Origin of the sequence: Kitasatospora sp. NPDC088548 (assembly GCF_044753005.1) — a bacterium.
In the GTDB taxonomy this organism is placed as follows: Bacteria; Actinomycetota; Actinomycetes; order Streptomycetales; family Streptomycetaceae; genus Kitasatospora.
In genome coordinates, this window is sequence record NZ_JBIVMI010000011.1 from 121,887 (window position 1) to 146,491 (window position 24,605).

21 protein-coding genes are annotated in these 24,605 nt (G+C 73.6%); 13 read left to right on the plus strand and 8 right to left on the minus strand.

Annotated features, from left to right (window positions below; all coding sequences use genetic code 11):
- Positions 1–129: 129 nt before the first annotated feature.
- Together ACIP82_RS16605 and ACIP82_RS16610 are read right to left on the minus strand one after the other, a co-directional pair.
- Positions 130–1,710: a phosphonate degradation HD-domain oxygenase gene (locus ACIP82_RS16605; RefSeq protein WP_400653920.1), complete on the minus strand. Its 1,581-nt coding sequence runs from the start codon at positions 1,708–1,710 to the stop codon at positions 130–132.
- Positions 1,711–1,984: 274 nt separating this feature from the next.
- A complete protein-coding gene (locus ACIP82_RS16610; RefSeq protein ID WP_400653921.1) occupies positions 1,985–3,148 on the minus strand; it encodes a pyridoxal-phosphate-dependent aminotransferase family protein in 1,164 nt (387 codons plus the stop codon).
- 43 nt (positions 3,149–3,191) lie between these two features.
- Here ACIP82_RS16610 and ACIP82_RS16615 point away from each other — a divergent pair, with 43 nt between their 5' ends.
- From ACIP82_RS16615 to ACIP82_RS16640, 6 genes are all read left to right on the plus strand, one after another.
- A complete protein-coding gene (locus tag ACIP82_RS16615; RefSeq protein WP_400653923.1) occupies positions 3,192–4,283 on the plus strand; it encodes an amidohydrolase family protein in 1,092 nt (363 codons plus the stop codon).
- Between the two features lie 82 nt (positions 4,284–4,365).
- Positions 4,366–5,043, plus strand: a complete 678-nt coding sequence (locus ACIP82_RS16620) for a uracil-DNA glycosylase (RefSeq protein ID WP_363608006.1) — start codon at positions 4,366–4,368, stop codon at positions 5,041–5,043.
- Between the two features lie 199 nt (positions 5,044–5,242).
- Positions 5,243–6,253, plus strand: a complete 1,011-nt coding sequence (locus ACIP82_RS16625) for an SCO1860 family LAETG-anchored protein (protein WP_400653926.1) — start codon at positions 5,243–5,245, stop codon at positions 6,251–6,253.
- A 175-nt stretch (positions 6,254–6,428) separates the two neighbouring features.
- Positions 6,429–7,451, plus strand: a complete 1,023-nt coding sequence (gene glnII / locus ACIP82_RS16630) for a glutamine synthetase (RefSeq protein ID WP_400653928.1) — start codon at positions 6,429–6,431, stop codon at positions 7,449–7,451.
- Positions 7,452–7,718: 267 nt separating this feature from the next.
- Positions 7,719–8,816 (plus strand): LLM class flavin-dependent oxidoreductase, encoded by a 1,098-nt coding sequence (locus tag ACIP82_RS16635; protein ID WP_400653930.1) that lies wholly within the window; start codon positions 7,719–7,721, stop codon positions 8,814–8,816.
- Complete coding sequence (locus ACIP82_RS16640) at positions 8,813–9,262, plus strand: cupin domain-containing protein (protein WP_400653932.1); 450 nt, start codon at positions 8,813–8,815, stop codon at positions 9,260–9,262. The genes ACIP82_RS16635 and ACIP82_RS16640 overlap by 4 nt, the downstream gene beginning before the upstream one ends.
- A 100-nt stretch (positions 9,263–9,362) precedes the next feature.
- Here ACIP82_RS16640 and ACIP82_RS16645 read toward each other — a convergent pair whose 3' ends face one another.
- The 3 genes from ACIP82_RS16645 to ACIP82_RS16655 all read right to left on the minus strand — a co-directional run bounded on the left by ACIP82_RS16645 (position 9,363) and on the right by ACIP82_RS16655 (position 13,650).
- The gene (locus ACIP82_RS16645) at positions 9,363–10,691 is read right to left on the minus strand and encodes an MFS transporter (RefSeq protein ID WP_363607994.1); all 1,329 of its coding nucleotides are present in this window, start codon (positions 10,689–10,691) and stop codon (positions 9,363–9,365) included.
- Positions 10,692–10,877: 186 nt separating this feature from the next.
- Positions 10,878–12,047, minus strand: a complete 1,170-nt coding sequence (locus ACIP82_RS16650) for an acyl-CoA dehydrogenase family protein (RefSeq protein WP_363607993.1) — start codon at positions 12,045–12,047, stop codon at positions 10,878–10,880.
- Positions 12,048–12,093: 46 nt separating this feature from the next.
- Positions 12,094–13,650, minus strand: coding sequence for a long-chain fatty acid--CoA ligase (locus ACIP82_RS16655; RefSeq protein ID WP_400653935.1), 1,557 nt, complete (start codon positions 13,648–13,650; stop codon positions 12,094–12,096).
- Positions 13,651–13,765: 115 nt separating this feature from the next.
- Here ACIP82_RS16655 and ACIP82_RS16660 point away from each other — a divergent pair, with 115 nt between their 5' ends.
- The 3 genes from ACIP82_RS16660 to ACIP82_RS16670 all read left to right on the plus strand — a co-directional run bounded on the left by ACIP82_RS16660 (position 13,766) and on the right by ACIP82_RS16670 (position 16,417).
- On the plus strand, positions 13,766–14,392 hold the full coding sequence (locus ACIP82_RS16660; protein ID WP_400653937.1) for a TetR/AcrR family transcriptional regulator: 627 nt from the start codon (positions 13,766–13,768) through the stop codon (positions 14,390–14,392).
- A 123-nt stretch (positions 14,393–14,515) separates the two neighbouring features.
- Positions 14,516–15,703, plus strand: coding sequence for a serine hydrolase domain-containing protein (locus ACIP82_RS16665; protein ID WP_400653939.1), 1,188 nt, complete (start codon positions 14,516–14,518; stop codon positions 15,701–15,703).
- Between the two features lie 186 nt (positions 15,704–15,889).
- The gene (locus ACIP82_RS16670; protein WP_400653941.1) at positions 15,890–16,417 is read left to right on the plus strand and encodes a hypothetical protein; all 528 of its coding nucleotides are present in this window, start codon (positions 15,890–15,892) and stop codon (positions 16,415–16,417) included.
- Positions 16,418–16,579: 162 nt separating this feature from the next.
- Here the strand turns inward: ACIP82_RS16670 and cobC are convergent, their stop codons facing one another.
- Both cobC and ACIP82_RS16680 read right to left on the minus strand, forming a co-directional pair.
- Positions 16,580–17,626: an Rv2231c family pyridoxal phosphate-dependent protein CobC gene (gene cobC, locus ACIP82_RS16675; protein ID WP_400653943.1), complete on the minus strand. Its 1,047-nt coding sequence runs from the start codon at positions 17,624–17,626 to the stop codon at positions 16,580–16,582.
- Positions 17,623–18,849, minus strand: coding sequence for a cobalamin biosynthesis protein (locus tag ACIP82_RS16680; protein ID WP_400653945.1), 1,227 nt, complete (start codon positions 18,847–18,849; stop codon positions 17,623–17,625). The genes cobC and ACIP82_RS16680 overlap by 4 nt, the downstream gene beginning before the upstream one ends.
- Positions 18,850–19,159: 310 nt before the next feature.
- On the opposite strand from ACIP82_RS16680, the gene ACIP82_RS16685 reads away from it, so the two are divergent.
- The 4 genes from ACIP82_RS16685 to ACIP82_RS16700 all read left to right on the plus strand — a co-directional run bounded on the left by ACIP82_RS16685 (position 19,160) and on the right by ACIP82_RS16700 (position 23,517).
- A complete protein-coding gene (locus ACIP82_RS16685) occupies positions 19,160–20,119 on the plus strand; it encodes an alkaline phosphatase family protein (protein ID WP_400653947.1) in 960 nt (319 codons plus the stop codon).
- A gap of 5 nt (positions 20,120–20,124) precedes the next feature.
- Positions 20,125–21,447 carry an MFS transporter gene (locus tag ACIP82_RS16690; RefSeq protein WP_400653949.1) on the plus strand — a complete coding sequence of 441 codons (1,323 nt, stop codon included), beginning with the start codon at positions 20,125–20,127 and terminating at the stop codon, positions 21,445–21,447.
- Positions 21,444–22,478: a TolB family protein gene (locus tag ACIP82_RS16695; RefSeq protein ID WP_400653950.1), complete on the plus strand. Its 1,035-nt coding sequence runs from the start codon at positions 21,444–21,446 to the stop codon at positions 22,476–22,478. Before ACIP82_RS16690 ends, ACIP82_RS16695 begins: the two co-directional genes overlap by 4 nt.
- A gap of 208 nt (positions 22,479–22,686) precedes the next feature.
- Positions 22,687–23,517, plus strand: coding sequence for a hypothetical protein (locus ACIP82_RS16700; protein WP_400653952.1), 831 nt, complete (start codon positions 22,687–22,689; stop codon positions 23,515–23,517).
- 113 nt (positions 23,518–23,630) lie between these two features.
- Here ACIP82_RS16700 and ACIP82_RS16705 read toward each other — a convergent pair whose 3' ends face one another.
- The gene (locus ACIP82_RS16705; protein WP_400653954.1) at positions 23,631–24,551 is read right to left on the minus strand and encodes a hypothetical protein; all 921 of its coding nucleotides are present in this window, start codon (positions 24,549–24,551) and stop codon (positions 23,631–23,633) included.
- Positions 24,552–24,605: the final 54 nt, after the last annotated feature.

Sequence of the window (24,605 nt, forward strand, 5' to 3'; positions counted from 1 at the left end):
GGGGGGTGGGGGTTGGGGTGGTGGCGGTGGGGGGGGTTTTTGGGGGGGGGGGGCCGCCGGCGGGGGCGCCCCGCGGGGGGGGGGGGGGGGGGGGGGGGGCCCCCCCCCCCCCCCCCCCCCCCCGCCGCGCTACCTCATCAGGGCGGCGAGCAGCGGCCGGAAGTGCTCGAAGCCGGGCGTCCCGGCGTCCGCCTCCTTGGCCTGCTCGTCCCAGCGGCGGACGGCGACCGCGTCCGCCGCGCCCGGCAGGGCGGCGAAGGCGGCGGCCTGTTCCGCGCTCATCGGGCCGCCCTGCACCCGGAGGGTGTACTCGGAGGCCTCCGACAGCTTGGCGCGGTAGCCGGGCTCGACCGCGCAGAGGTAGCGCTTGGCGGCCACGTGCAGCCGGACCGGCTCCGTCACCTCCGGGCCGAACCACCGCTCCAGCCACCGGGCCCCGGTGTCGCTGTGCCGGTTGTCCTGACCCAGCATCAGATCCCGTCCGTGCAGCGCCCCCTGGAAGTGGCCCACGTCGTGCAGCAGCGCGGCGGCGACCAGGTGCGGGGCGGCCCCGGCGGCCTCGGCCAGCGCACCCGCCTGGAGCATGTGCTCGGCCATGGTGACCGCCTCGCCCAGGTACTCCCCGGCGCCCTCGCCGGCGAACAGCCCGGCGAGCTCGTCCAGCGCGGCGGCCTGCCGGTCCAGCACCGCGAGGGTGCTCGTCAGCGAGTCCAGGTCGGCGTAGCAGCCCTGGAGGTGGCGCGAACCGTCCTGCTCGAAGGCGGTCCTGGCGTGCAGCAGACGGACGTTGTCGAAGATCAGGCAGTCGCCCCGGTCGAGCCGGAACTCCAGCCGCAGCTCGGGCCGCAGGGTGATCGCGGCGAACCGCCGGTACGCCGCGTAGAAGGCGTCCAGCTCCTCGGCGGGCCCGCGCAGGGTGCCGATCGAACGGTTGTTGAACCGCACCTCCCGGATCCGGCCGAGCGGGTCCACACCGATCAGCGGCCGGTCGGCGCGCAGCTCGGTGGCGCGGTCGCGGAAGACGAACGGGACGGGCGTGCGGGTCAGGACGGCGAAGTCCTCCGGCGCCTCGGCCCGCAGGACGGCCGCCGCCTTGAAGCCGTCCACCAGCCCGGAGTCGCCGCCCGGCGCGGAGTTGTCCAGGCAGTGCAGCAGCTGGAGGGTGGGCACCGGGTCCCGGTACGGGTTGTCGGTGTGCGGGGCGATCGCGACGCTGGTGAAGGCCAGGTTGTTCGGGTCCGGCTCCACGCGGACGTCGAACAGCTCGCCGTAGTTGGTCACCCGCACATACCCGAAGGTCCCGGCGACCGCGAGCACCTGCCGCTCGACCGCCGGCACCCCGCGCAGCACCGCGAAGCCCGACCGCCGTACGGCGCCGAGCACCGCGGCCCGCTCGGCCGGATCGGCCAGGTAGGCCTCCCACGACGCCTCCGGGACGCCGTGCCGGAAGTCGGCCGCCGTCCAGGGCCGCTTGTCCGCCTCGGTCCGGCCGTCGCCCCCGCCCTGCTGCTCCAGCCACTCCAGCGGGTAGCGGGACCGGTGCCCGTCCGACCAGAGCACCTCCAGGCCGCCGTCGGACTCGGTGCGCGCGGCGATCGCGAGACCGTCCGGCAGGTCGGTGATCTGGAACAGCTTCTGCCCGTTGCGCTGGTCGCGGCACTCGGCACAGGGGCAGTTGTCGCGCAGCCAGTACGGCGACAGCTGGGACATGGGGTCTCCTCCTCGGCGACTGGCAAAGTTGTATAGCCAACTTCGCCTCGGTGGGAGCCTGCCGGGCGCCGGTGAGGTCCGGGTGCCGGGCAGATGAACGATCCGCGAACTGTCCGGCGTCCGGAGAGACAGGACCCCCGGGCCATCGGCCCGGGGGTCCTGTCAGAGCCCGACCGGGGTGACCCGGCCGCCGCGGAGCCCGGTCAGGTCATCCGCGCCGGAAGCCGGCGGGCCGCTGATGACCGCCGCCCGGTCCTGCCGAGCCGAACCTTCCTCACTCGGGCGAGTGGCCGGCCTGCCAGGCCGCCTCCGCCGCCGCCAGGGCCGGGCCGGCGTCCGCGCCGGTGGCCTCGGCCAGGGCGGTCAGGCAGGCCCGGACGGTGGGCAGGGTGGCCGCGGCGCCGTAGTGGTTGACGCGGAGCATCTCGGCGGCCAGCGCGCCGCCGCCCGGCTGGACGGGGAGGGCCGGGTCGAGGCGGGCGGCGAGCTCGGCGGCGTGCAGGCCGGGCGGGGTGCGCAGGGTGGTGGCGACCGGGGCCGCGTCCTCGTCGCGGAGGACGAACGGGGTGAGGGTGCCGAGGGCGCGGACGCCCGCGCGGGTGGCGGAGGCGGCGGCGCGGTGGCGGGCGATCACGGCGGGCAGGCCGTCGGTGCTGATCCGGTCCAGGCAGGCGCCGAGTGCCAGCATCTCCAACTGGGCGGGGGCGTGCGGGAGTACGGCGCGGCCGGCGTCCGTCCAGCGCTCCTTCCAGTCCAGCAGCGAGAGGTAGGAGCGGCGCGGCGCGGCCGGGTTGGCGGCGATCCGCTCCCAGGCGCGCTCGGAGACCGAGACGGCGGAGACCCCGGCCGGGCCGCCCATCGCCTTCTGCCCGCCGATCACGCACAGGTCGATGCCCCAGGCGTCGGTGAGCAGCGGCTCGGCGGCCACCGAGGCGACGGCGTCCAGCATCAGCAGCGCGCCGTGCTCGCGGACGGCGGCGGCGATCCCGGCGACCGGGTTGGTGTTGCCGGTGGCGGCCTCGGCGTGGACGAGGGAGACGAAGTCGATCGCCGGGTGCTCCCGGAGGGCGGCGGCGACCTGCTCGGCGGTGACCGCGCTGTCGAACGGCACGGCGAGGTCCACGACCTCGGCCCCGCAGTCGCGCAGCCAGTTGCCGAAGGTCTGGCCGTACGGGCCGGTGACGATGTTCAGCGCGGTGGAGCCCGGGTGCGCGGCGCTCCGGATCGCGGCCTCCAGCGGCAGCAGCGCCTCACCCTGGGTGACGATCACGTCGGCTTCGGTGTGCAGCAGCGCGGCCACCTGGTCCTCGATCGCCGCGAAGTCGGCGGCACTGAGCGGGGGCAGGTCGAGGAAGGGGCTCACGGTGGCGGCCGGCCTTTCGGGGATGGTGGTGACGGGTGAACACGGGCGGTACGGGCGGGAACGAGTCTGCACCATTGTCACTGCTTACAGGGAACGGCCTCCTCGGTAGAGTGCGGCCATGAGCGATGGTGCGGTGCTGCACGTCAGGGGACGGGTACTGGTCGGCCCGGAGGACGTCCGGGACGAACTCTGGGTGGTGGACGGGAAGGTGACCTTCGTCCGCCCGCTCGTCGCGGGGGACGTCCGGACGGTGACCGGCTGGGTGCTGCCCGGTCTGGTGGACGCGCACTGCCATGTCGGCCTGGACGCGCACGGCGCGGTGGACGCGGCCACCAGCGAGAAGCAGGCGCTCGCCGACCGTGACGCCGGCACCCTGCTGATCCGCGACGCCGGTTCGGCCGCCGACACCCGCTGGATCGACGACCGCGCGGACCTGCCCCGGATCATCCGGGCCGGCCGCCACATCGCCCGGACCCGCCGCTACATCCGCAACTACGCGCACGAGATCGAGCCCGGCGACCTCACCGCGTACGTCCGCGCCGAGGCCAGGCGCGGCGACGGCTGGGTGAAGCTGGTCGGCGACTGGATCGACCGTGACCGCGGCGACCTCGCCGCCTGCTGGCCGGGCGACGCGCTGGCCGAGGCGATCGCGGCGGCGCACGAGGAGGGTGCCCGGGTCACCGCGCACTGCTTCGCCGCCGAGTCGCTGCCCGATCTGCTGGCGGCCGGCATCGACTGCGTCGAGCACGCCACCGGGCTCACCGAGGAGTTGATCCCGGTCTTCGCCGAGCGCGGGGTGGCGATCGTCCCGACCCTGGTCAACATCGCCACCTTCCCGGGCCTCGCGGCCGGCGGCGAGGCCAAGTTCCCGGCCTGGTCCGCGCACATGCGCCGGCTGCACGCGCGCCGGTACGACACCGTCGGCGCGGCGCACGACGCGGGCATCCCGGTCTACGTCGGCACGGACGCGGGCGGCTCGCTGGCCCACGGCCTGGTCGCCGAGGAGGTGGCCGAGCTGGTGAAGGCGGGGCTCACCCCGGCCGAGGCGCTGTCGGCGGCCAGTTGGGGGGCGCGGGAGTGGCTGGGCCGGCCCGGGCTGGAGGAGGGCGCGTCGGCGGACTTCGTGGTGTACGACGAGGACCCGCGCGCGGACGTCCGGGTGCTGGCGGACCCGCGGGTGGTGGTGCTGAGGGGGCGTCCGGTGGGGTGATCCTCTCCGCGCCCCCCGTCATGATCCTTTCGGTGGCGTGCAGGGGAACGACCTGTCGGTGTAGGCCGATAGGGTGGCGCCCATGGCACCGCGTCCACTGAACGAGATCGTCGAGCCCGGTTGGGCCACCGCCCTGGAGCCGGTCGCCGGGCGGGTCGCCGCCATGGGCGACTTCCTGCGCACGGAGCTGGCCGCCGGCCGCACGTACCTGCCCTCCGGGCCGAACGTCCTGCGCGCCTTTCAGCAGCCCTTCGCCTCGGTGCGGGTGCTGATCGTCGGGCAGGACCCGTACCCGACGCCCGGGCACGCCGTCGGGCTCAGTTTCTCGGTGGGGCCCGAGGTGCGGCCGATCCCGGCCAGCCTGATCAACATCTTCCAGGAGTACGGCAACGACCTCGGCCTGCCGCAGCCGTCCAACGGCGACCTCACGCCGTGGACGCAGCAGGGCGTGCTGCTGCTGAACCGGGCCCTGACCACGGCTCCGCGCAAGCCCGCCGCGCACCGGGGCAAGGGCTGGGAGGAGGTCACCGAGCAGGCGATCCGGGCGCTGGTGGCCCGCGGCGGCCCGCTGGTCGCGATCCTCTGGGGGCGCGACGCCCGCAATCTGCGCCCGCTGCTGGGGGAGGTGCCGGCGATCGAGTCCGCGCACCCGAGCCCGTACTCGGCGAACGGCGGCTTCTTCGGCTCGCGGCCGTTCAGCCGGGCCAATGAGCTGCTGGTGCGGCAGGGGGCGCAGCCGGTGGACTGGCGGCTGCCGTAGCGCGTCGGCGGGGGCCGGCACTGAGCGTCAACCTGGATTCTCACTCGAACGAGTGAAATGACTTTCTGTGTGACTCATGTGACGGATTGTTCGAGAAGACTGGCGGCTCGTCGTTCGGAGCGCCGACCCCTTTCCCCGCCCTGTCGTGGGTGACGTCGGAGGCGCGCTCCACCGCATCGCCATCCGTGGGGGTACCGCCATGTCTTCTTCGCGTTCCGTCTCCTTCTCCGCCTCCGTCGCCGCCGGGGTGGTGGTCCCGGCCCTGCTCGCCGCGCCGTTCGCGCACGCTGCCGAGCCCACCGCCCCGGCGGCTGCCAAACCCGGCAGGGCGCGCGCCGTCACCGCCGAACTCGACCTGCACGTCAGCCTGTTGAACAAGACGGTGGACGTCCCGGTGAACGTCGCGCTCAACAAGGTCGAGACCCCGGCCCAGCGCGACGGCTCGGTGCTCACCGCCACGGTGGACGGCGTCGACCAGCGGGGGCCGATCACCCTGGTCAAGGCCGACATCGGCAAGTCGGTGACCAGGGCCGACGCCAAGGGCGCCACCGCCTCCGTCCAGCTGGTCAACGCCGACGTGCACGCACCCGGCCTGCCGCTCACCACCCTGCTCGGCCTGGAGGCGCTCAGCTCCGAGGTCACCTGTCCGGTCGACGGGCAGCCCACGGCGAACGTCACCGCGCCCGCCCGGCTCACCGTCCTCGGCAAGCCGGTCACCCTCAGCCTGTACGGTCCGACCGCGGTGGACGTCCCGCTGGTCGGCAGCGTCTCGGTCGAGTTCTCCAAGCGCACCACCACCTCCACCACCGCCGCCGCCTCCGCACTGGAGGTGCGGGTCGAGGTGAACCCGCTCAACCTGAACGTCGCCAAGGTGACCGGGAAGATCACCGTCGCCTCGGTGAGCTGCGAGAAGCCGACCGCCCCGCCCGCCTCCGCCACCCCGACGGCGACCCCGACCGTCCAGCCCGTCGCGGACGGCACCGCGACGACCGCCGTCACAGCGGCCACCACCCCGGCCGCCACCCGCCCGGCCACCGTCCCGCAGGCCGCCACCGGGGCCGCCGCGGCCCCCGGGGAGCATCTGGCCGCCACCGGCGGCAGCGACGCCACCGGCCCGCTGGCCGCCGGAGCCGCCGCCCTGGTCGCGGGCGGCGGCTGCGCCCTCTGGGCCACCCGCCGCCGCCGGGCCGCCCACGCCCGCCGCCGCTGACGCCACCGGCACCGGCGCCGCGGTGCGGGGGTGCCCGGCGGCGGCACTCTCGCACCGTGACCGCACCAATGCGGACGGTTGGTTCACCTGCGTGTTACATGAGAGGAACAACCGGGAAACGGCGGCTTGCAACGCTACGCGGGCACCCACCACTCAGTTTGCGAGGTTCACCGCCGTGGCAATCAAGGCCGAGTACATCTGGATCGACGGCACGAAGCCGACCGCCAAGCTCCGCTCCAAGACTCGGGTCCTGCCGAACGCCGACAAGATCCCCACCTGGGGCTTCGACGGTTCCTCCACCAACCAGGCCAAGGGCCACGCCTCGGACCGCGTGCTCGACCCGGTCAGGGTCGTGCCGGACCCGATCCGCGGCGGCGACAACATCCTCGTCCTCTGCGAGGTGCTGGAGACCGACGGCACCCCGCACGAGTCCAACACCCGCGCGCTGCTCCGCTCCGTGGCCGAGCAGTACGCCGCGCAGGAGTCGATCTTCGGCATCGAGCAGGAGTACACCTTCTTCAAGGGCGCCCGCCCGCTCGGCTTCCCCGACGGCGGCTTCCCGGCCCCGCAGGGCGGCTACTACTGCGGCGTCGGCGCCGAGGAGGTCTTCGGCCGCGAGATCGTCGAACTGCACCTCGACCGCTGCATCGACGCCGGCCTGGCCATCTGCGGCATCAACGCCGAGGTCATGCCCGGCCAGTGGGAGTTCCAGATCGGCCCGGTCGACGCGCTGACCGCCTCGGACGACATGTGGATCGCCCGCTACCTGCTCTACCGCACCGCCGAGGAGTTCGGCATCGACGCCACCCTCGACGCCAAGCCGGTCCGCGGCGACTGGAACGGCGCGGGCGCGCACACCAACTTCTCCACCAAGGCGATGCGCGAGGGCTACGACGCGATCATCACCGCCTGCGAGTCGCTCGGTGCCTCCCAGGAGACGGTGCTGGAGCACGTCAGCCAGTACGGTGACGACATCCAGTCCCGCCTGACCGGCAAGCACGAGACCGCCCCGTGGAACGTCTACAGCTACGGCGTCTCCGACCGCGGCGCCTCGGTCCGCATCCCGTGGCAGGTCGAGGTGGACCAGAAGGGCTACATCGAGGACCGCCGCCCGAACGCCAACGTCGACCCCTACGTCGTCACCCGGCTCCTGATCAACACCTGCTGCGCCGCCCTGGAGAAGGCCGGCCAGGTCTGATCCGCCCCGCTCCGCCACGGCCGCCGGCCTTCCCCACGGGGAGGGCCGGCGGCCGTGTTCGTGCCGGGCCGGGCCGTGTTCGCGCTGGGCCGGGTCGTTCCGGGCCGGGTCGGGCATAATCGCCTGCATGACCGCTCCCGCCCGCCACCCCCTCGTGCGCCGTCTGCACGTGGACCTGGTGCGGGTCTGCGCGGCCGCCTGTCGTCCCTGAACCGTCCTTCGAGTTCACCCTTCAGGCACGCATGCCCGGCACAGGAGCGTACGCCCATGTCCCTCACCTTCCACTGGTTCCTCCCCACCAACGGCGACAGCCGGCACGTCGTCGGCGGCGGGCACGGCTCGACGCCCGGGACGGCCGGGTCGGACCGGCCGCCGAGCGTCGCCTACCTGGGACAGATAGCCCGCAGCGCCGAACAGCTGGGCTTCGAGGGGGTGCTGACGCCGACCGGCGCGTGGTGCGAGGACGCCTGGCTGACGACGGCGATGCTGACCCAGGTCACCGATCGGCTCAAGTACCTGGTGGCGTTCCGGCCCGGGCAGCTCAGCCCGACGCTGGCCGCGCAGATGGCGGCGACCTACCAACGGCAGTCCGGCGGACGGCTGCTGCTCAACGTGGTGACCGGCGGCGAGTCGGCCGAGCAGCGGGCGTACGGGGACTTCCTGGACAAGGACGCGCGCTACGCCAGGACCGGGGAGTTCCTCTCCATCACCCGGCGGCTCTGGGCGGGGGAGACCGTCGACCACGACGGCCCCCATCTGCGCGTCGAGCGCGCCACGTTGAACCGGCTGCCCGACCCGGTGCCGCCCGTCTACTTCGGCGGCTCCTCCCCGGCGGCCGGCGAGATCGCCGCCCGGTACGCCGACGTCTACCTGACCTGGGGCGAACCGCCCGGCCAGGTACGGGAGAAGATCGCCTGGATCCGTGAACTCGCCGCCGCCCGGGGCCGGGTGGTCCGCTTCGGCATCCGTCTGCACGTCATCACCCGGGACACCTCCGCGCAGGCCTGGGCCGAGACGGAGCGGCTGCTCGCCGCGATGGACCCGGGACGCATCCGCGCGACCCAACGGGCCCTCGCCGAAAGCGAGTCGGAGGGCCAGCGGCGGATGCTCGCGCTGCACGGCGGCTCGGCGGAACGGCTGGAGATCCACCCCGGCCTGTGGGCGGGCATCGGCCTGCTGCGCGGTGGCGCGGGCACGGCACTGGTCGGCAGCCACCGCGAGGTCGCCGACCTCGTCACCGAGTACCACGAGCTGGGCATCGACGAGTTCGTGCTCTCCGGGATGCCGCACCTGGAGGAGGCGTACTGGTTCGGCGAGGGCGTGCTGCCGCTGCTGGCCGCCCGCAACCTGTGGAGCCGGCCGTGACCGACGCCTTCCACCCCGACCTGCCGCCCGCCGCCGCCTCCAGTGTCCACCACATCCCGGCCGGGAACCTCGACGCGGGCACCGCCCAGACCGGCGGCATGCGCCGCTTCGCCGCCGTCAGTGGTGCGAGCGTCGGCGCCGAACGCCTCTGGATGGGGCAGACCCACGTCGCCCCCGCCACCTCCTCCGGCGACCACCACCACGGCGACTCCGAGACGGCGATCTACGTGGTCAGCGGTCGGCCCGAGTTCGTCTTCCTGCGGGAGGACGGCGCGGAGGAGCGGATCCGCACCGCTCCCGGCGACTACGTCTTCATCCCGCCCTTCGTCCCCCACCGGGAGGAGAACCCGGACGGGGAGGAGGCCGTGGTCGTCATCGCCCGCTCCACCCAGGAGGCGATCGTGGTCAACCTGCCCGCCCTGTACGTCCACCGGCCGCAGGGGTAGCGCTCCGCCGCCCGGCGGAGTGCTACCCCTGGCGCGGCGGCGAGGGCCGTCCACCAGACCTCCCGCCTACGAGCCGGCCCTCCGGCGGGACCTCGATTCGTCATGGACTCCCGGGTGTGTCCAGTTCCAGGCGCCGGGCGTCGCGTTCGGGGCGGATGGCGATGAGGGCGAGTGTTCCCGCCACCGTCATCACGAGGCCGGCGATGAGGAATGCGGTGCGGTAGCCCGAGGCGGGATCGTCCGCGGTGTCGAGGAGGCGGCCGGTGAGGAAGGGCGCGAGGAGGCCGGGGAGGGTGCCGGTGGCGGCGACGATACCGAAGAGGGCGCCTCGCTGGGCGGTGGGGACGACCTCGGCGGCGGTCATGTAGTGCAGGGGGATCGCGATGGCGACGGTGCCGAAGGCGAGCGCGATCAGGAGCAGGCGGGGAAGGGCGGCGTCGGCGAGCGGGAGGGCGGCCATCGCGCAGCCCGCCACGCAGACCGCGCTGCCCTGAGCGGCGCCGCTCGACCAACGGCTCGACACGCCACGGGACTTGAGCGCGTCCATGAGCGGGGAGACGGCCAGCAGCAGAACGAGGCTGAAGGCGGAGACGGCGCTGATGGTGGTGGCGGCGGCCTTCGGGCTCATCCCGAGTTCGGTTCGGAGGTAGGCGGGAAGCCATGACTGGCTGAGGGAGAGGGCCCACGCGGCACCGAAGGCACTGGAGATGCTGCCCAGCACGGTGCCGGTGGTCAGCAACCGGCGGTAGGGGAGCCTGGCCCCCGGCGTGCCACCCGTGACAGGAGTGGTGCGGGCGTGGTCGAACGGGCCGTCGTGGCCCACCCGCCACCAGAGCAGGCCCCAGATCGCGCTGACGACGGCGAGCGCGGCGAAGGCCGCCCGCCAGCCGAATCCGGTGATGACCCAGGTGAGGACGGGCGCCGCGATGAGCGTGCCGAGGGCCGCACCGCCGATCTGCAGGGCCGAGGGCAGGCCGCGGCGGTTCGGGGGAAACCACTTGTACAGCGCGTGCATGGACATGGACGCGGCGGGGCCCTCCGCGGCGCCGAGGAGGGCGCGGCCGGCGATCAGCGCGGGCACGGTGGCGGCGAGCAGGACCGGCAGCTGTGCGACGGCCCACAGCATGGTCATGGCGAACAGGAGCGTTCGGCTGGATATCCGGGTGGAGAGGAAGCCGACGACGAGGCCGGAGAGGCTGAAGAGCAGGGAGAAGGAGCTGGAGACCAGGCCGTAGGTGCTGTTGTCGATGTGCAGCTCGTCCATGATCGGGAGGGCGGCGAGACCCAGGACGGACTTGTCGGCGAAGTTGATGACCATGAAGGTCACGATCATGGCGGTGATCAGCCAGGCGCGACGGCGGTCGTACGGGGGATCGGTGGCCACGGCGTCGGTCCGGCCGAGCGGGGGAGCGGTGGGGTGGGGTGCCATGGGTGACTCCTGCGGGTGGGGGTGGAGCAGGGGGTCGTGATGCCGACGGGCCACCGTGGTCGGGCCGGGCGGCCCCGGACAGTGAGGGGGCAGAGTTCCGGGGAGGCGGGCTTGCGTGTGTCGGGGCCGCCGGGCGTACGGGTGTACGCCCGGCGGCCTCTGCTTCCCGGGGTGGGGAGTGCCCGGTCAGACAAGTGCCTTGACGATGGCGTTCTTGTGGATCTCGGTGGTTCCGGTGACGATCCGGAACATCCGCAGGGTGCGGAAGATCTGCTCGACCTCGTGACCGCGGGTCAGACCGGCCTTGCCGTGGATCTGGACGGCCTGGTCCGCGACGCGGAAGCACGCCTCGGAGGTGAACAGCTTGCACATGTTGGCCTCCACCGCGATGTTCGCGCCGAGGTCGGCGCGGGCGGCGGTGGCCGTGACCATGGAGCGGGCCGCGTAGATGTCGGTGGCCATCTCGGCGAGCTTGTGCTGGATGGCCTGGAGCGCGAGCAGCGGTTGCCCGAACGCGACCCGGCTCTTGGAGTGGGCCACGGAGAGGTCCCAGGCGCGCCGGGCGGCGCCGATCAGCGAGGGGCAGTGGAGCAGCCGGTTGAGGGTGATGCGGCCGATGCCGATGCGCAGGCCCTGGCCGATCTCGCCGAGCAGGTTGGCCGCCGGGACGCGGCAGTCCTCGAGGAGCAGGTCTCCTTCCATCTGCTGGCCGGACATGGGGACTTCTCCGTCGAGGACCTGGCAGCCGGGGCTGTCGAGGTCGACCAGGAAGGCGCTGTACGCCTCGTCCGTGCCGGCCATGCGGGCGACGACGATCGCGAAGTCGGCGAAGGGGGCGGCGGAGCTGAAGACCTTGTGCCCGTTGAGGACGTAGCTGTCGCCGTCGGGGACGGCCGTGGTGGTCATGCGCCGCACGTCGGAGCCGGCGTCCTGCTCGGTGAGGGAGAAGCAGCAGGCGCGTTCGCCGCGGATCACCGGCAGGAGGTAGCGCTCCAGCTGGTATTCGGTGGCGTACTTCACGATGGCGCCCACCCGCAGCGGCCCGCCCAGGTCTCCGAGGACGGAGTGCGACAGGGCGGCTCCGGAGGCGGTCAGTTCCTCCTTCAGGGCGCACAGTTCGGTGAAGCCCAGGCCCTGGCCGCCGAGTTCGGGCGGCAGGCTGATGCCGTAGAAGCCGAGTTCGCCGCTGCGCTTCCAGACGCGTTCGAGGGTGGCGCGGTCGAGCCTGCTCTCGGGGGTGATGCCGTGCTCGCGTTCGTAGGGGATGAGTTCGTCGGCGAGGTAGCCGCGCAGCCGGACGACGAGGTCCTGGAGGCGGGGGTTGTCCTCGTAGGAGGGTTCGAGGGTGTAGGGCATGGGTGCGGTTCCTGTTCCTGGGGGTGCGTCAGGCGGGCTCGGAGGGTCAGTGGACGCGGCGCTCGGCGCCCGCCCAGTACGGCTCGCGGATCGCGCGGCGGTCGATCTTGCCGTTGGGGTTGTGGGGCAGGGCCGCGACGAAGTCGACGGAGCGGGGCTTCTTCATGCGGGCCAGCCGTTCGGCACAGAACCCGACGAGTTGCGTCTCGGTGAGCACGGCGCCGGCGCGGGGGACGACCACGGCCTTGACGGCCTCGCCCCACCGGTCGTCCGGGACGCCGACGACGGCGGCCTCGTAGACGTCCGGGTGCTGGTGAAGGACGGATTCCACCTCGACGGCGTAGATGTTGAACCCGCCGGAGATGATCATGTCCTTCTTGCGGTCGACGATGAAGACGTAGCCGTCGGACCGGCGGCGGGCGAGGTCTCCGGTGAGGAACCAGCCGTCGCGGAAGGATTCGGCGGTCAGCGCCGGCTCGTTGTGGTAGCCGGGGACGACATCGGGGCCGCGGACGGCGATCTCGCCGATCCCGCCGTCGGGCACCTGCGCGCCCGCCTCGTCGACGATCCGGACGTCGGCCTCGGCGAGCGGGCGCCCGCAGGACAGGAGCAGTTCCTCGTCCTCGCCGTCGATCGCCCGCCGATGGTCCTCGGTGGAGAGGAACAGGACCCCGGAGGTGGTCTCCCCGCAGCCGTATCCCTGGGAGAGCACGGGCCCGAACAGGTCCCAGGCGGCGCGGATGCGGGCCGGTGACATGGGCGCGGCGCCGTAGATCAGCTGACGCAGGCTGGAGAGGTCGTAGTCGCGGGCGTTCGGGAGCGCGAGCACCGTGTTGACCATGGTCGGTACGACGAAGGCGTGGGTGGCGCGCTCCCGCTGGACGGTGGCGAGGAACTCCTCGGCGTCCCAGCGCGGCAGGACGACCGCGCAGCCGCCGGCGAAGAAGACGCCCATCAGCGGCATGCCGGAGGCGTGGGTCACGGGGCCGGCGAGGATCTGCCGCTCTCCCGGGCCGATCCGGGTGTCCGCGTTCATCACCGACTTGCGTATCAGCGCCAGCCGGTTGCCGTACGTCTGGACCGCCGCCTTGAGCCGGCCCGTGGAGCCGGAGGTGAAGTGCAGGACGGCGATGTCCCTCTCGTCGCAGTCGACGTCGACGGCCCCGCCGGCGGCGTCGGCCAGCGTGTCCGCGTAGCCCGGGCCCAGATCGCCGGGACCGTCGTAGCCGAGGACGGTCTTCACCTCCGTGCCGGGCACCGCCGCGCGGGCCGTGTCCAGATGGCCGGCGTCGGTGAGCAGGACCCGGGCTTCGGACTCGCGGAGCAGATGGGCCACTTCGGCGTCGCCGAGGCGCGCGTTGACAGGTGCGCGGGCCAGTCCGGCCTTGTACAGCGCCACTTCGGTGACGACGAGTTCGGCACGATTGGCCGCGAGCGTCGCGACCCGGTCACCCCTGTTCAGCCCCAGCTCGCGCAGCGCGGTCGCGAGCCGGTCGCTGTGGTCGTCGAGTTCCGCGTAGGTCAGCCGGACAGGCCCGCAGACCACGGCTTCGGCGTCGGGGTGATGGCCGGCCGCCCGGCGCACGTATCGCCCGAGATTCATCGCACCTCCACAGAGATTCCGAACTCTTTGTTCGGTAACTAGTTTGGTGTCCGGCAACCTAAGGGCAGCGTTAGGGTCGGGTCAACGGTCCGGACCAGAAGGAAACGATGTGGACATGAAGCCAGCGGGAGACCGCCGCGTTCGCCGGACACGCGCCGCGTTGCGCCGAGCCCTGGTGGAACTCGCCCTGGAGAAGGGGTTCCAGGCGATCACGGTCGAGGAGATCACCGAGCGCGCGGACGTCGGCCGCGCCACCTTCTACGCGCACTGCCGGGACAAGGAGGACCTGCTCGTCGGCATCGTCCGCGACCTCGCCGAAGACCGCGAGCGCCTCCTGCCGGCGGTCCGGCAGGCGCACGCCCAGGGCTTCACCGGACTGCCGGTGAAGTACATCTTCGAGCACGCCGCGCAGGAACGGCCGGTCTACCAGGTGATCCTGCGGGGGGAGGGCGACGGGCGGGCGCTGCGCGAGTTCACCGAGCTCATCCGTGCGCACGCCGAGGCCGCGTTCCGTGAGCGGGTCGCACAGCTCGGAGTGACGCCGCGGATCCCGCTCGACCTCGTCGCGCGGGCCTGGACCGGCGAGCTCATCGGCGTGCTGGCCTGGTGGGTGGAGAGCGACACCGGCTACAGCGCCGCCGACATCACCGCCCACCTGCGCGACCTGTCCGTCTACGGGCGGGTGTGGGCCACGGGGCTGGCGCCCTCGGATGCTCCGGGGGCCCTGGACCTGGTGCCGTAGGGCCCGCTCATCTCACCGCACCCTTCCGTCTCTCACCGCACCCTGCCGTCCCTGGTCGATTTACCAGACGCGATGTACGGTAACGAGCCCGGAAGGCACGCATGAGAAGAGCGGAGCTGCCGCATGCCCGTCATGCCCCCACTGTCCGACCTCGCCTGGGCCCGCGGATTCACGGACCCGTCCTGGGCCCGCCGCCATACGACGTCCGGCCGGGAGACCGTTCCCAGCCGTGGTGTCTGGCGGGGCCGAGGCCCGGCCCGGGACCTGCCCGGCGCACCGTCCGGCGCGCTCGACGGTCTCGCCTTCGCCGGGCCGCAGGGCCGTACGCTGACACTCGCGCGGCTGCTCGCCGAGGCCGAGACCGACGCCCTGCTCGTCCTGCACCGGGGCAGCGTCGTCCACGAGCAGTACCTGCACGGCTACGAGCCCCACGTACCCCACTTCAACGCCTCGGCCGCCAAGTCCTACCTGGGCCTGCTGGCGGCCGTCCTCGTCCACGAAGGACGGCTCGACCGCGACGCCGAGGTCTCGACGTACGTCCCCGAACTCGCCGGCACCGCCTTCGGCGACGCCACGGTCGACCACCTGCTCCACATGGGCACCCGGATGAGCTACGCGGGGCGACCCTACGACAAGGCGCTGGAGGCCCAGCGCTACTTCGCCGTCCTGGCACCCCAGCTGCGGCCCTTCGGCTACAGCGGACCGGCCACCATCCGCGAACACCTCGCGACGGCCCGGGCGACCGGCGAACCCGGCACCGGCTTCCGCTACGAGAACGGCAACGTCGAAGCCCTCGCCGAAGTCCTGCGCCGCGTCACCGGCACCACCACCTCGGCGCACCTGTCCGACACGATCTGGACCCGGATCGGCGCCGAGGAGGACGCCTACTACATCCTCGACGCCGAGGGGAACGAGTCCGCCTGCGGCGGATTCAGCGCCACCGCGCGCGACGTGGCCAGGCTCGGCGAGATGATCCGCTGCGGCGGCGCCGTCGGCGACCGCCAGGTCATTCCCGAGGCCGTCGCGTCAACCATCGTGTCGGGCGTCCCGGACGGCTGTCCCCGCCGGGTCCGCTTCCCCGCCGCACCCCCCGACGCGCCGGCCACCCTCTCCTACCACGACCTGTGGTGGATCCCCAACGACCCGTACGGCTCCTTCATGGCGAGCGGCATCCACGGCCAGCGGCTCTTCATCTCCCCCGCACTCGACCTGGTCATCGTCCACTACGCCTCCCAGGTCGTCTCCCCGGCCGTCCCCCAGGTCCCCCTCGTCCAGGCGTTCCTGACGATCGGAATCCACCTGAACTCCTAGGGCCCAAAGGTGCGTTCGGTCCCGACCGCTCAGCGGTCGGGACCTTCGAGCCGCTCCGGAACACCGGCCACCTCGCGGCACCGGGCCGCCCGCAGGAACCGGTCGCCCGGCCGGAGGCCCACCGGACGAAGCGGCAGCCGGAAAACGGGTGGCCGGAGGCGGGGCGGCGGGGTCAGGATGCGGGGCATGCCGCCACCACTGCTCCTCCTCGACGTCGACGGTCCGCTGAATCCGTATGCCGCGAAGCCGCACAAGCGGCCGGAGGGGTACCTCACCCACCGGGTGAAGCCGGACTCCTGGGTGTCCCGGTTCCCGCGCGGGCCCGCCGAGTACGTGCGGCCGTTGCGGTTGTGGCTCAACCCGGTGCACGGGCCGGAGCTGCTCGCGCTGCCGTACGAGCTGGTCTGGGCCACCACCTGGATGGACGAGGCGAATGCCTGGATCGCACCGCTGCTCGGGCTGCCGCAGCTGCCGTTCGTGGACTGGCCGGAGCCGCACCGGGAGGATCCGGACGGGCTGCACTGGAAGACCAGATGCCTCGTCGCCCGGGCGGCCGGGCGGCCGTTCGCCTGGGTGGACGACGAGTTGGGGCCGCAGGACACCGCGTGGACAGCGGCCCACCACCCGGGCCGCGCCCTCACCCTCCGCATCGATCCCAGACTCGGCCTGCGGGAGGGCGACTTCGCGACGCTGAAGGAGTGGGCGGCGGTATGAGGGTGGGGGGACACCCGCGGGCCGCTGCCGCGCAGCACGGCCGCGCCGCGGGTGCTCGCCGAGCGGAACCGGCTGGTGCCGCCGGAGGGCATGGCGCCGATGCCCCGCGCCGGTGTCTGTGCGCGAGTGGTGGCCGCCGGGCGGGTGGCGGTGGGGGCGCGGTCAGTCTGTGCTGAGGACGCCGGCCAGGGCGGTGAGGAACCGGTCGGTCGTCTCCTCGTCCCGGACGGCGATGCGCAGCCAGTCCGGGCCGAGGCCGGGGAAGGTGTCGCCCCGGCGGACGGCGAAGCCGGCGTCCCGCAGGCGCTCGCGGACGACGGCCGCGCCGGGCAGCCGGATCAGCACGAAGGAGGCGGCCGGCTCGCCGTGCACCCGGACGGACGGGAACGCGGCGAGCCCCTTCAGCAGGTGGTCCCGGTGGACGCCCAGTTCGGCGGCGGCCCGCTCGGCCTCGGCGAGGGCGGCGGGGGCACTGCACACCTCGGCGGCGGCCAGGGCGGGGGTGGAGACCGGCCAGAGCGGCTGGGCGGCGCCGAGGGCGGCGATCAGCGGCGCCGGGCCGAGGGCGTAGCCGATCCGCAGGCCGGCCAGGCCCCAGGTCTTGGTGAGGCTGCGCAGGACGACCACCTGGCCGGGCAGGTCCCGGACGGCGGCGAGGGATTCGCGCTCGCCGGGCACGGTGTCCATGAACGCCTCGTCCACCACCAGGGTCCGGCCGGGCCGGGCGAGGGCGGCGACGGCGGCGGCCGGGTGCAGGACGGAGGTCGGGTTGGTCGGGTTGCCGAGCACGACCAGGTCCGCGGTGGGAGGCACGGATCCCAGCCGGAAGCCGTCCGAGGGAGCGAGCAGCACCCGGTCCACCTCGTGCCCGGCGTCCCGCAGCGCCGCCTCGGGCTCGGTGAACTGCGGGTGCACCACGACGATATGACGTGCCGCCAGGACGCGGGCCAGCAGCACGAACGCCTCCGCCGCGCCCGAGGTCAGCAGCACCTCCTCCACCGGCCGGCCGTGCCGGGCGGCGACGGCGGCCCGGGCGGCGGTCTGGTCGGGGTAGGCGGCGAGACCTCCGAGGGTCGCCGCGAGGTGCTCGCGCAGCCACGACGGGGGCGTGCCGGTCCGGACGTTGACGGCGAGGTCGACCAGACCGAGCCCGTCGGTGCGCACCTCGGCGTCGCCGTGGTGGCGGAGGTCGGGCCCAGCGGTGGTCATGAGAGGTCTCCTACGGGGGGAACGGGGGGAGGGGGCGGAAGGGGCAGACCGGGGACGCGGTGCAGCTCGTACGGCCCGGGCGGCGGCGTGTACGAGGCGCCGTCCCCGAGCGCGACCAGGGCGACGGCCTGCCGCTGCGAGGCGAGTGCGACGGCGAGCTCCGCACAGCCGTCCGGGACGGCGGACCGCCGTGTTCCCGGCCGCAGCAGTCCGGCGATCCGCTCGACCGCGCCGGGTTCGCCGACCACCACCGTCGCGCGCCGCAGCTCCGCCAGGGCACGGGGGACGAGCAGGTCGTGCTCCCCGGGGCCCAGGCCGACGACGGCGAGCCGGCCGCGCACCGCGGCGCGGGCCACCGCGACCGTCGCCGTCGCCGACTTGCGTTTGGCGACGACGAGCTCGCCACCCGGCGCACTCGCCAGCGCGGCGGCCTCCGCCACGCTCATGGTGCCGACCGCGCTGCCGACGGCGGCGGACGGGTTCGGCACCGCGACGGCCGCCAGCGTGTCGGCCGGGTGCTCGTCCACCGGCAGGCCCATCCGGGCGGAGGCCCAGCGGACGGCGGGGTGGTCGCCCTTGCCGTCCAGGGTCGCGAGCCGGGCGACGGAGCGGCTGGACAGTCCGGCCTCCAGCAGCGTCCGGCGGATGAGCCGGGCCACCTCCGGGGGTTCGGTCGCCTGGCGGGCGCCGATCCCGATGACCAGGTCTCTGCGGCGCGGGAGGGGCGGCAGGCCGCCGGGGCGGGCCGGGAGCGCGGTGGGGCGGCCGGGTGCTTCCGTCGCGTCGGCGAGCGGGTCGGCCGCGGGCCCGTCGGTGACCACCGGCCAGATGCCGAGGACGGCCGCCACCTCCCCGGCCAGCTCGTCGGCGCCCCCGTCGCCGCCCGCGCCCCCGTCGGCCGCCGCACCCCCGTCAGCGCCTCCGCCCGCTCCCCCGGGACCCCCGGTCAGCGAGACGGTGAAGCGGCGTTCGAGATCGACGCAGACCACGGCGGGCCGCTCCGACAGGCCGGGGGCCGCGTCGAGGAGCAGTCGCACGACGAGACCGACGGGCGCGAAGCAGACCAGTCTCCGGCCGCCGCCCAGCGCGAGGTCCAGGATCTCCCGAGGGTCCCCGTCCGCGTCGCGCCCGGCCGGGACGACCACGCTGCCGTCCGGCCAGGCCGCGTGCAGCTCCTCGGCGAGCGGGCGGCCCGCCGCGGTCACGGCGACCAGACCGATCACGTTCCGCTCCCTAGCGCGACGGGCTTGACGGGCTTCGCGGGACGCCCCGCGAGAGGCCCCGCGAGAGGCCCCGCGAGGCCCCGGGACAAAGCCGCGCAGAGGAGGCGGCGCCCGTGGAATCCCACCACGGCGGCGACGGACGGGTCAATCGGGACGGCTGTGACAGCCACCGCGGACGGCATCGCCGTGTTCGTCTGTTCTTCACCTTCCTTGTGCGGTACACGACACCGCCGCGCTCCTACTGTTTGCGGCGCTCCAACCCCGGAAATCCCGAACCCGGAAGTCCCGACGCACGGAGGACGACACCACCATGCCCTTCGCACGATTCCGCGCCACCGAGAAGACCACCGAAGAGACCGCCGAGAAGACCGCCGAACGAGCCACCGGAGGAACCGCCGAGGCGGCCCCCCGCCGCACGCTCACCGCCCTCGTGGCCGGCCTCGGCCTGGTCGCCGGCTCGCTCGGCCTCTGGGCGGCCACCGGCAGCACCGCGCAGGCCGCCACCCTGCCCGCGCCCGACCACGTGGTGGTCGTCGTCCTGGAGAACCACGCCTACTCGCAGGTCGTCGGCAGCTCCAGCGCGCCGTACATCAACGGCACCCTCAAGGCGGGCGGGGCCACCCTCACCCAGTCCTACGGGCTCACCCACCCCAGCGAGCCCAACTACTACATGCTGTTCTCCGGCGCCACCCAGGGCCGTACGGACGACAGCTGCGTGCCGGTCGGCTCGCTCTCCGCCCCCAACCTGGGCTCCGAGCTGATCGCCGCCGGCCAGACCTGGGCCAGCTACAACGAGGGCCTGCCGAGCCAGGGTTCGACCACCTGCAGCAGCGGCAACTACGCCCAGAAGCACAACCCGTGGTTCGGCTTCAACAACGTGCCGACCAGCAGCGCGTACACCTTCGCGCAGTTCCCGGCCGACTACACCACGCTGCCGAAGGTCTCCTTCGTCGTGCCCGACCTCTGCAACGACATGCACGACTGCTCGGTCTCCACCGGCGACACCTGGGTCAAGAACAAGCTCGGCGCGTACGCGGCCTGGGCCCAGAGCCACAACAGCCTCCTCGTGCTCACCTTCGACGAGGACAACAAGCTCTCCGGCAACCGTATCCCGACCCTCTTCTACGGCGCGCACGTCACGCCCGGCAGCACCACCGCCACCACCTACAACCACTACAACGTGCTGCGCACCCTGGAGGACCTCGCCGGGCTGAGCAGCCACGCGGGCAACGCCGCCTCCGCCGCCACCATCACCGGCATCTGGAACTGACGCCCGTGTACGTCGCGGAATCCCGCGGTTCCAAGGCCCCCTCCGCCCCGGCCGACCGGCCGGGGCGGAGGGGGGCCGCCGCCGTGCCCGGCACCGTGCTGGTCCTGGGCACCGTCAGCCTGGTCACCGACGTCTCCTCCGAGATGGTCAGCGCCGTCCTGCCGCTCTACCTGCTCACCGGGCTCGGCCTCTCCCCGCTCGGCTTCGGCCTGCTGGACGGCATCCAGAACGGGTTCAGCGCGCTGGTCCGGCTGGCCGGCGGCCATCTCGCCGACCGGCGCGGCGCGGACGGCGCGGCCCGGCACAAGGCGGTCGCGGCGGTCGGCTACGGCCTGTCGGCGCTCTGCAAACCGCTGCTGCTGCTCGTCCACACCGTGCCGCTGATCGGTGCCGTGCTCGCCGTCGACCGCACCGGCAAGGGTCTGCGCACCGCGCCCCGGGACGCGATGATCTCGCTGGCGACCCAACCCGAGCACCGGGGGCGGGCGTTCGGCGTCCACCGGGCGATGGACACGGCGGGCGCGCTGCTCGGACCGCTCACCGCGTTCCTGGTGCTGCGCCTCGCCGGCGGCCCGCTGCTCGCCGACGGCGGCGAACGGCACGGCTACGACGCGGTGTTCGCGGTCAGTGCCTGTGTGGCGGTGCTCGGGGTGCTGGTCCTGCTGCTGTTCGTGCCGAACCGGCAGCAGGCTGACGCAGCGTCAACTACCGCTCCCTCGCTGCGTGAAGGCCTCGCCCTGCTGCGGAGGCCCGCGCTGCGCCGGCTGGCGCTCTGCGCGGTGCTGCTCGGGCTGACCACCGTCAGTGACTCCTTCCTCTATCTGCTGGTGCAGCGCAGGCTAGGCCTCGCCACCGACCTCTTCCCGCTGCTGCCGCTCGGCACGGCCGCCGCCTTCCTGCTGCTCGCCGTCCCGCTCGGGGCGCTCGCCGACCGGATCGGCCGCCGCCGGCTCTTCCTGGCCGGGCACGGCCTCCTGCTGCTCGCGTACGGGCTGCTGCTCTCGCCGCTGGACGGGCTGCCCGCGGTGCTCGGCGTGCTGGTGCTGCACGGCGCGTTCTACGCGGCGACCGACGGTGTGCTCGCCGCCGCCGCGGCCGACGCGGTGCCGGCCGAACAGCGCGGCGCCGGGCTCGCCCTGGTCGGCACCGGGCAGGCGCTCGCCCGGTTCGCCTGCTCGCTGGTGTTCGGTGCCCTGTGGAGCGCGGTGGGCGGCACCGCCGCGCTGGCCTGGTCGGCGGTCGCGCTGGCCGGGTGCGTGCTCGGGGCGGCCTTCGTGCTCCGTGACGCCCGGCCCGGCGCCGGATCCGACTCCGAGGTGCTCTCATGACCCGACTCCCCGGCCGTACCAGGGTGCTGATCCTGCTGGTGGCCGTCCTGCTGCTCGGCGCGGTCGGCACCGGCGCCGTGCTGTACGCCGCCGACCGCTCGGCCCGCCGGGACCAGGCGCAGCCCGGCGGGCCGGTCGTCACCACCGGCCCGGTCTCGCTCGGCCGACCCTCCGACGGACGGCAGCTGGTGTTCCGCAACCTCGCCTGGGGGCCGCACCGCGACGAGCTCGCCACCGTCCCCGCCGACCACCCCGACGGCCCGCGCACCGCCTCCGGCGTCCAGTGCCTGCGCTTCTACGCGGCGGCCGGGACGGGCGTCTGCCTCCAGGCCGAGCGCGGGACGCTGCAGGACAGCTACCGGGCCGTCCTGCTCGACGACCACCTGCGCGAACTCCGCTCCTTCCCGGCCGCCGGCATCCCGACCCGTTCCCGGGTCTCACCCTCCGGCCACCTCGCCGCCTGGACGGTCTTCGTCAGCGGGGATTCCTACGCGGGTACCGACTTCTCCACCCGGACCTCGATCGTCGACGTCCGCGACGGGAACCTCCGGGACAACCTGGAGACCTTCGACGTGATCAAGGACGGCCGCCCGTACCAGGCGCACGACGTCAACATCTGGGGGGTCACCTTCGCCGACGACGACCTCTTCTACGCCACCCTGGCCACCGGCGGCCAGACCTACCTCGTCCGCGGCGACCTCGCCGCCCGCCGCCTCACCACCCTCCACCAGAACGTCGAGTGCCCCTCGCTCTCCCCGGACGGCACCCGGATCGCGTACAAGCGGCGCGTCCCCGGCCTGCCCGAGGACGCGCCCTGGCGGCTCTACGTGCTCGACCTCGCCACCATGACCGAGACCGCCACCGCCGAGCAGCGCAGCATCGACGACCAGGCGGTCTGGTCGGACGCCTCGACCCTGCTCTACGCGCTTCCCGGCGACTTCGGGGCGGATCTGTGGACCGTTCCGGCGGACGGAACCGGGCAGTCCCGGCGGGTGCTCGAAGCGGCGGTGGCTCCGGCCTACCCCGGCTGACCGGGCCGATCGGTACGACCCGGAACTTCGAGCGGCCGGTCCACGTCGAGCACTGCGAGAGCGATGCGAGAACATGGCGGCCGGGCCGACGGCACGGTGAGTGCCTCGGGCGTGCCGACAGGGCGGGGGATCGGGAGCGGTGAAGGAAGCGGAACGGCCGGGCGGAGCGCGCACGGGCGGGCTGTCGGGAGGGGCGCCGGGCGAGCGGATGCCCAGCGACTCCTGGCCGGCGCTGCACGGGCGCCCGGTGCTGCGGCGCACGGTCGCGGTGGGGCTGGTGCTCTGCGTGGCGGTCGCGGCGGCGCTGATGGTCCGGGGCGTCAACGCGCTGACGCTCGGCCGGGAGACGCCCGAGACCGACCGCGACCGCGCCGAACTGCTGGCCGGCCTGCATCCGTCCCAGCACCCGGGCGCGGGGCCGTACTACGTGCCCGTCGGGGCGGTGTACACGCGCACCGCGGACGGCGTTCCGGTGGCCTATCTGCACTACCGGCTCGGCGGCGGCCGGAACGTCGGGGTCGGCGACTTCCTGCGGACCTACGACCTGCCCGCCCCCGGCCCCAGCGCGCCGCTGCCGCCCGACCTGGCGGAGGCCCTCGGCGGCGACGAACCGGCCGAGGCGCCGGAACTGCCGGAGCCGCGGACCGACCTGCCGTCGTCCGCCCCCGACGCCCCGCCGGACCCGGCGCCCACGGCGGCGGTACCGGCGGCCGCGCCCGGCAGCGCGTCCGACACCGGGCCCGTCGTCTCCCCGGCCCCGCCCGGCCTCCAGGCCGAGGGCGCGGGCCCGAGCGAGTGCGCGGGCGAGGACGGCGACGGGAGGGGGGACGAGGAGACGGAGCCGTGCGGGGCGACGCAGACCCCCGCCCCGGCCACGCCCGAGCCCGAGCCCGTCCCGGCTCCGACCGCGACTCCCACCCCGACCCCCACCCCGGCACCCCCGGACGCCCGCCCGACCACCGGCCGCCGGATCTACGTCGCCACCGTCCCCGGAGGCCTGCCGGGCGCCGCCGACATCTACGTCCGCGCCACCGGCTGAGGGGGACCCTTCCCTCAACCCGACCCGAGGACCGGCGGCTGCCACCCGAGGACCGGCAACGCCTGGCGCAGCAGGCCGCCGATGGAGATCACTCGGTAGCTGAAACGGGCTGCTCAGGACACATCGCGATCGATGGTGAACGCCATGACGCTTCCGGGCTGGAGAGGGAACGGGAGCTGGATCAGGCCGGCCGAGTTGTTGAACGGCGCGGGGAAGGTGGCCCGGACGCTGGCACCGTGGGCAGCGCCGAGCGCGCTGATCTCCGACGCGTTGATACTCAGGCGGGTCGGCCTGAGCGCCGGGTCGATGACGAGCCGGTACTCGGCGTCGGTGACATGGCGGAACACCTGAGCCTGGACACGGATCCTTCGATCGTTGCCCACGTACTTGCGCGCGGTGATGCTCAACTCGACGAGATGACCCACTGTTACCTGAGCGTCGTGCGGTACCGAGAACTGGTCGATCCTGGCTCTTCCCCCGGAGACTGTCTCGTGAGTCGGAGGCTTGCGCTCCAAGTCCCTGTTGTCCACGCGGACCGCCCCGATGGTGAAAATTTCGGGGTCGTCCGGGTCCAGGTTGTCGTCGATCATCCAACGCAACAGGCACTCCGGTCCAGTGAAACCATCCAGACCGGCGTCATCGTTGGAGGCCAGGCACGCGATGGTCACCGTCTTGGGGAGGGTCTCGATCCGGTAGGAGATTCGGAAGCTCTGATAGACGTAGTCGGGGTGAGAGTCGCCTGTCGGCGGAGGTGAGAGCAGACAGTCGTATCGATAGGCGGACAGTGCCCCGGAGAACAGCGGATCGCGCACCGGGCCGAGGACGTCCTGCATGCCGCGAAGCACCGCGCTGTCCACCTGCTCGGTGGTCTCGCGTACCGTGAGCGATCCGATCGCCAGGGTCACCACTGCCGCCGACACGAAGGCGCCGCCGATGAGGCTGAGGACGGTGGCGAGAACCTGTTGGTGGGTCAGCAGTGAAGCGGCCACGACACACACCAGGCCCGTGGTCAGCGCCAGGACGTTGACCAGCACCAGGACCTTGCGTAGTTGTTGCTCCCGCGACACAGCCATGTGCGACCCCCGCAG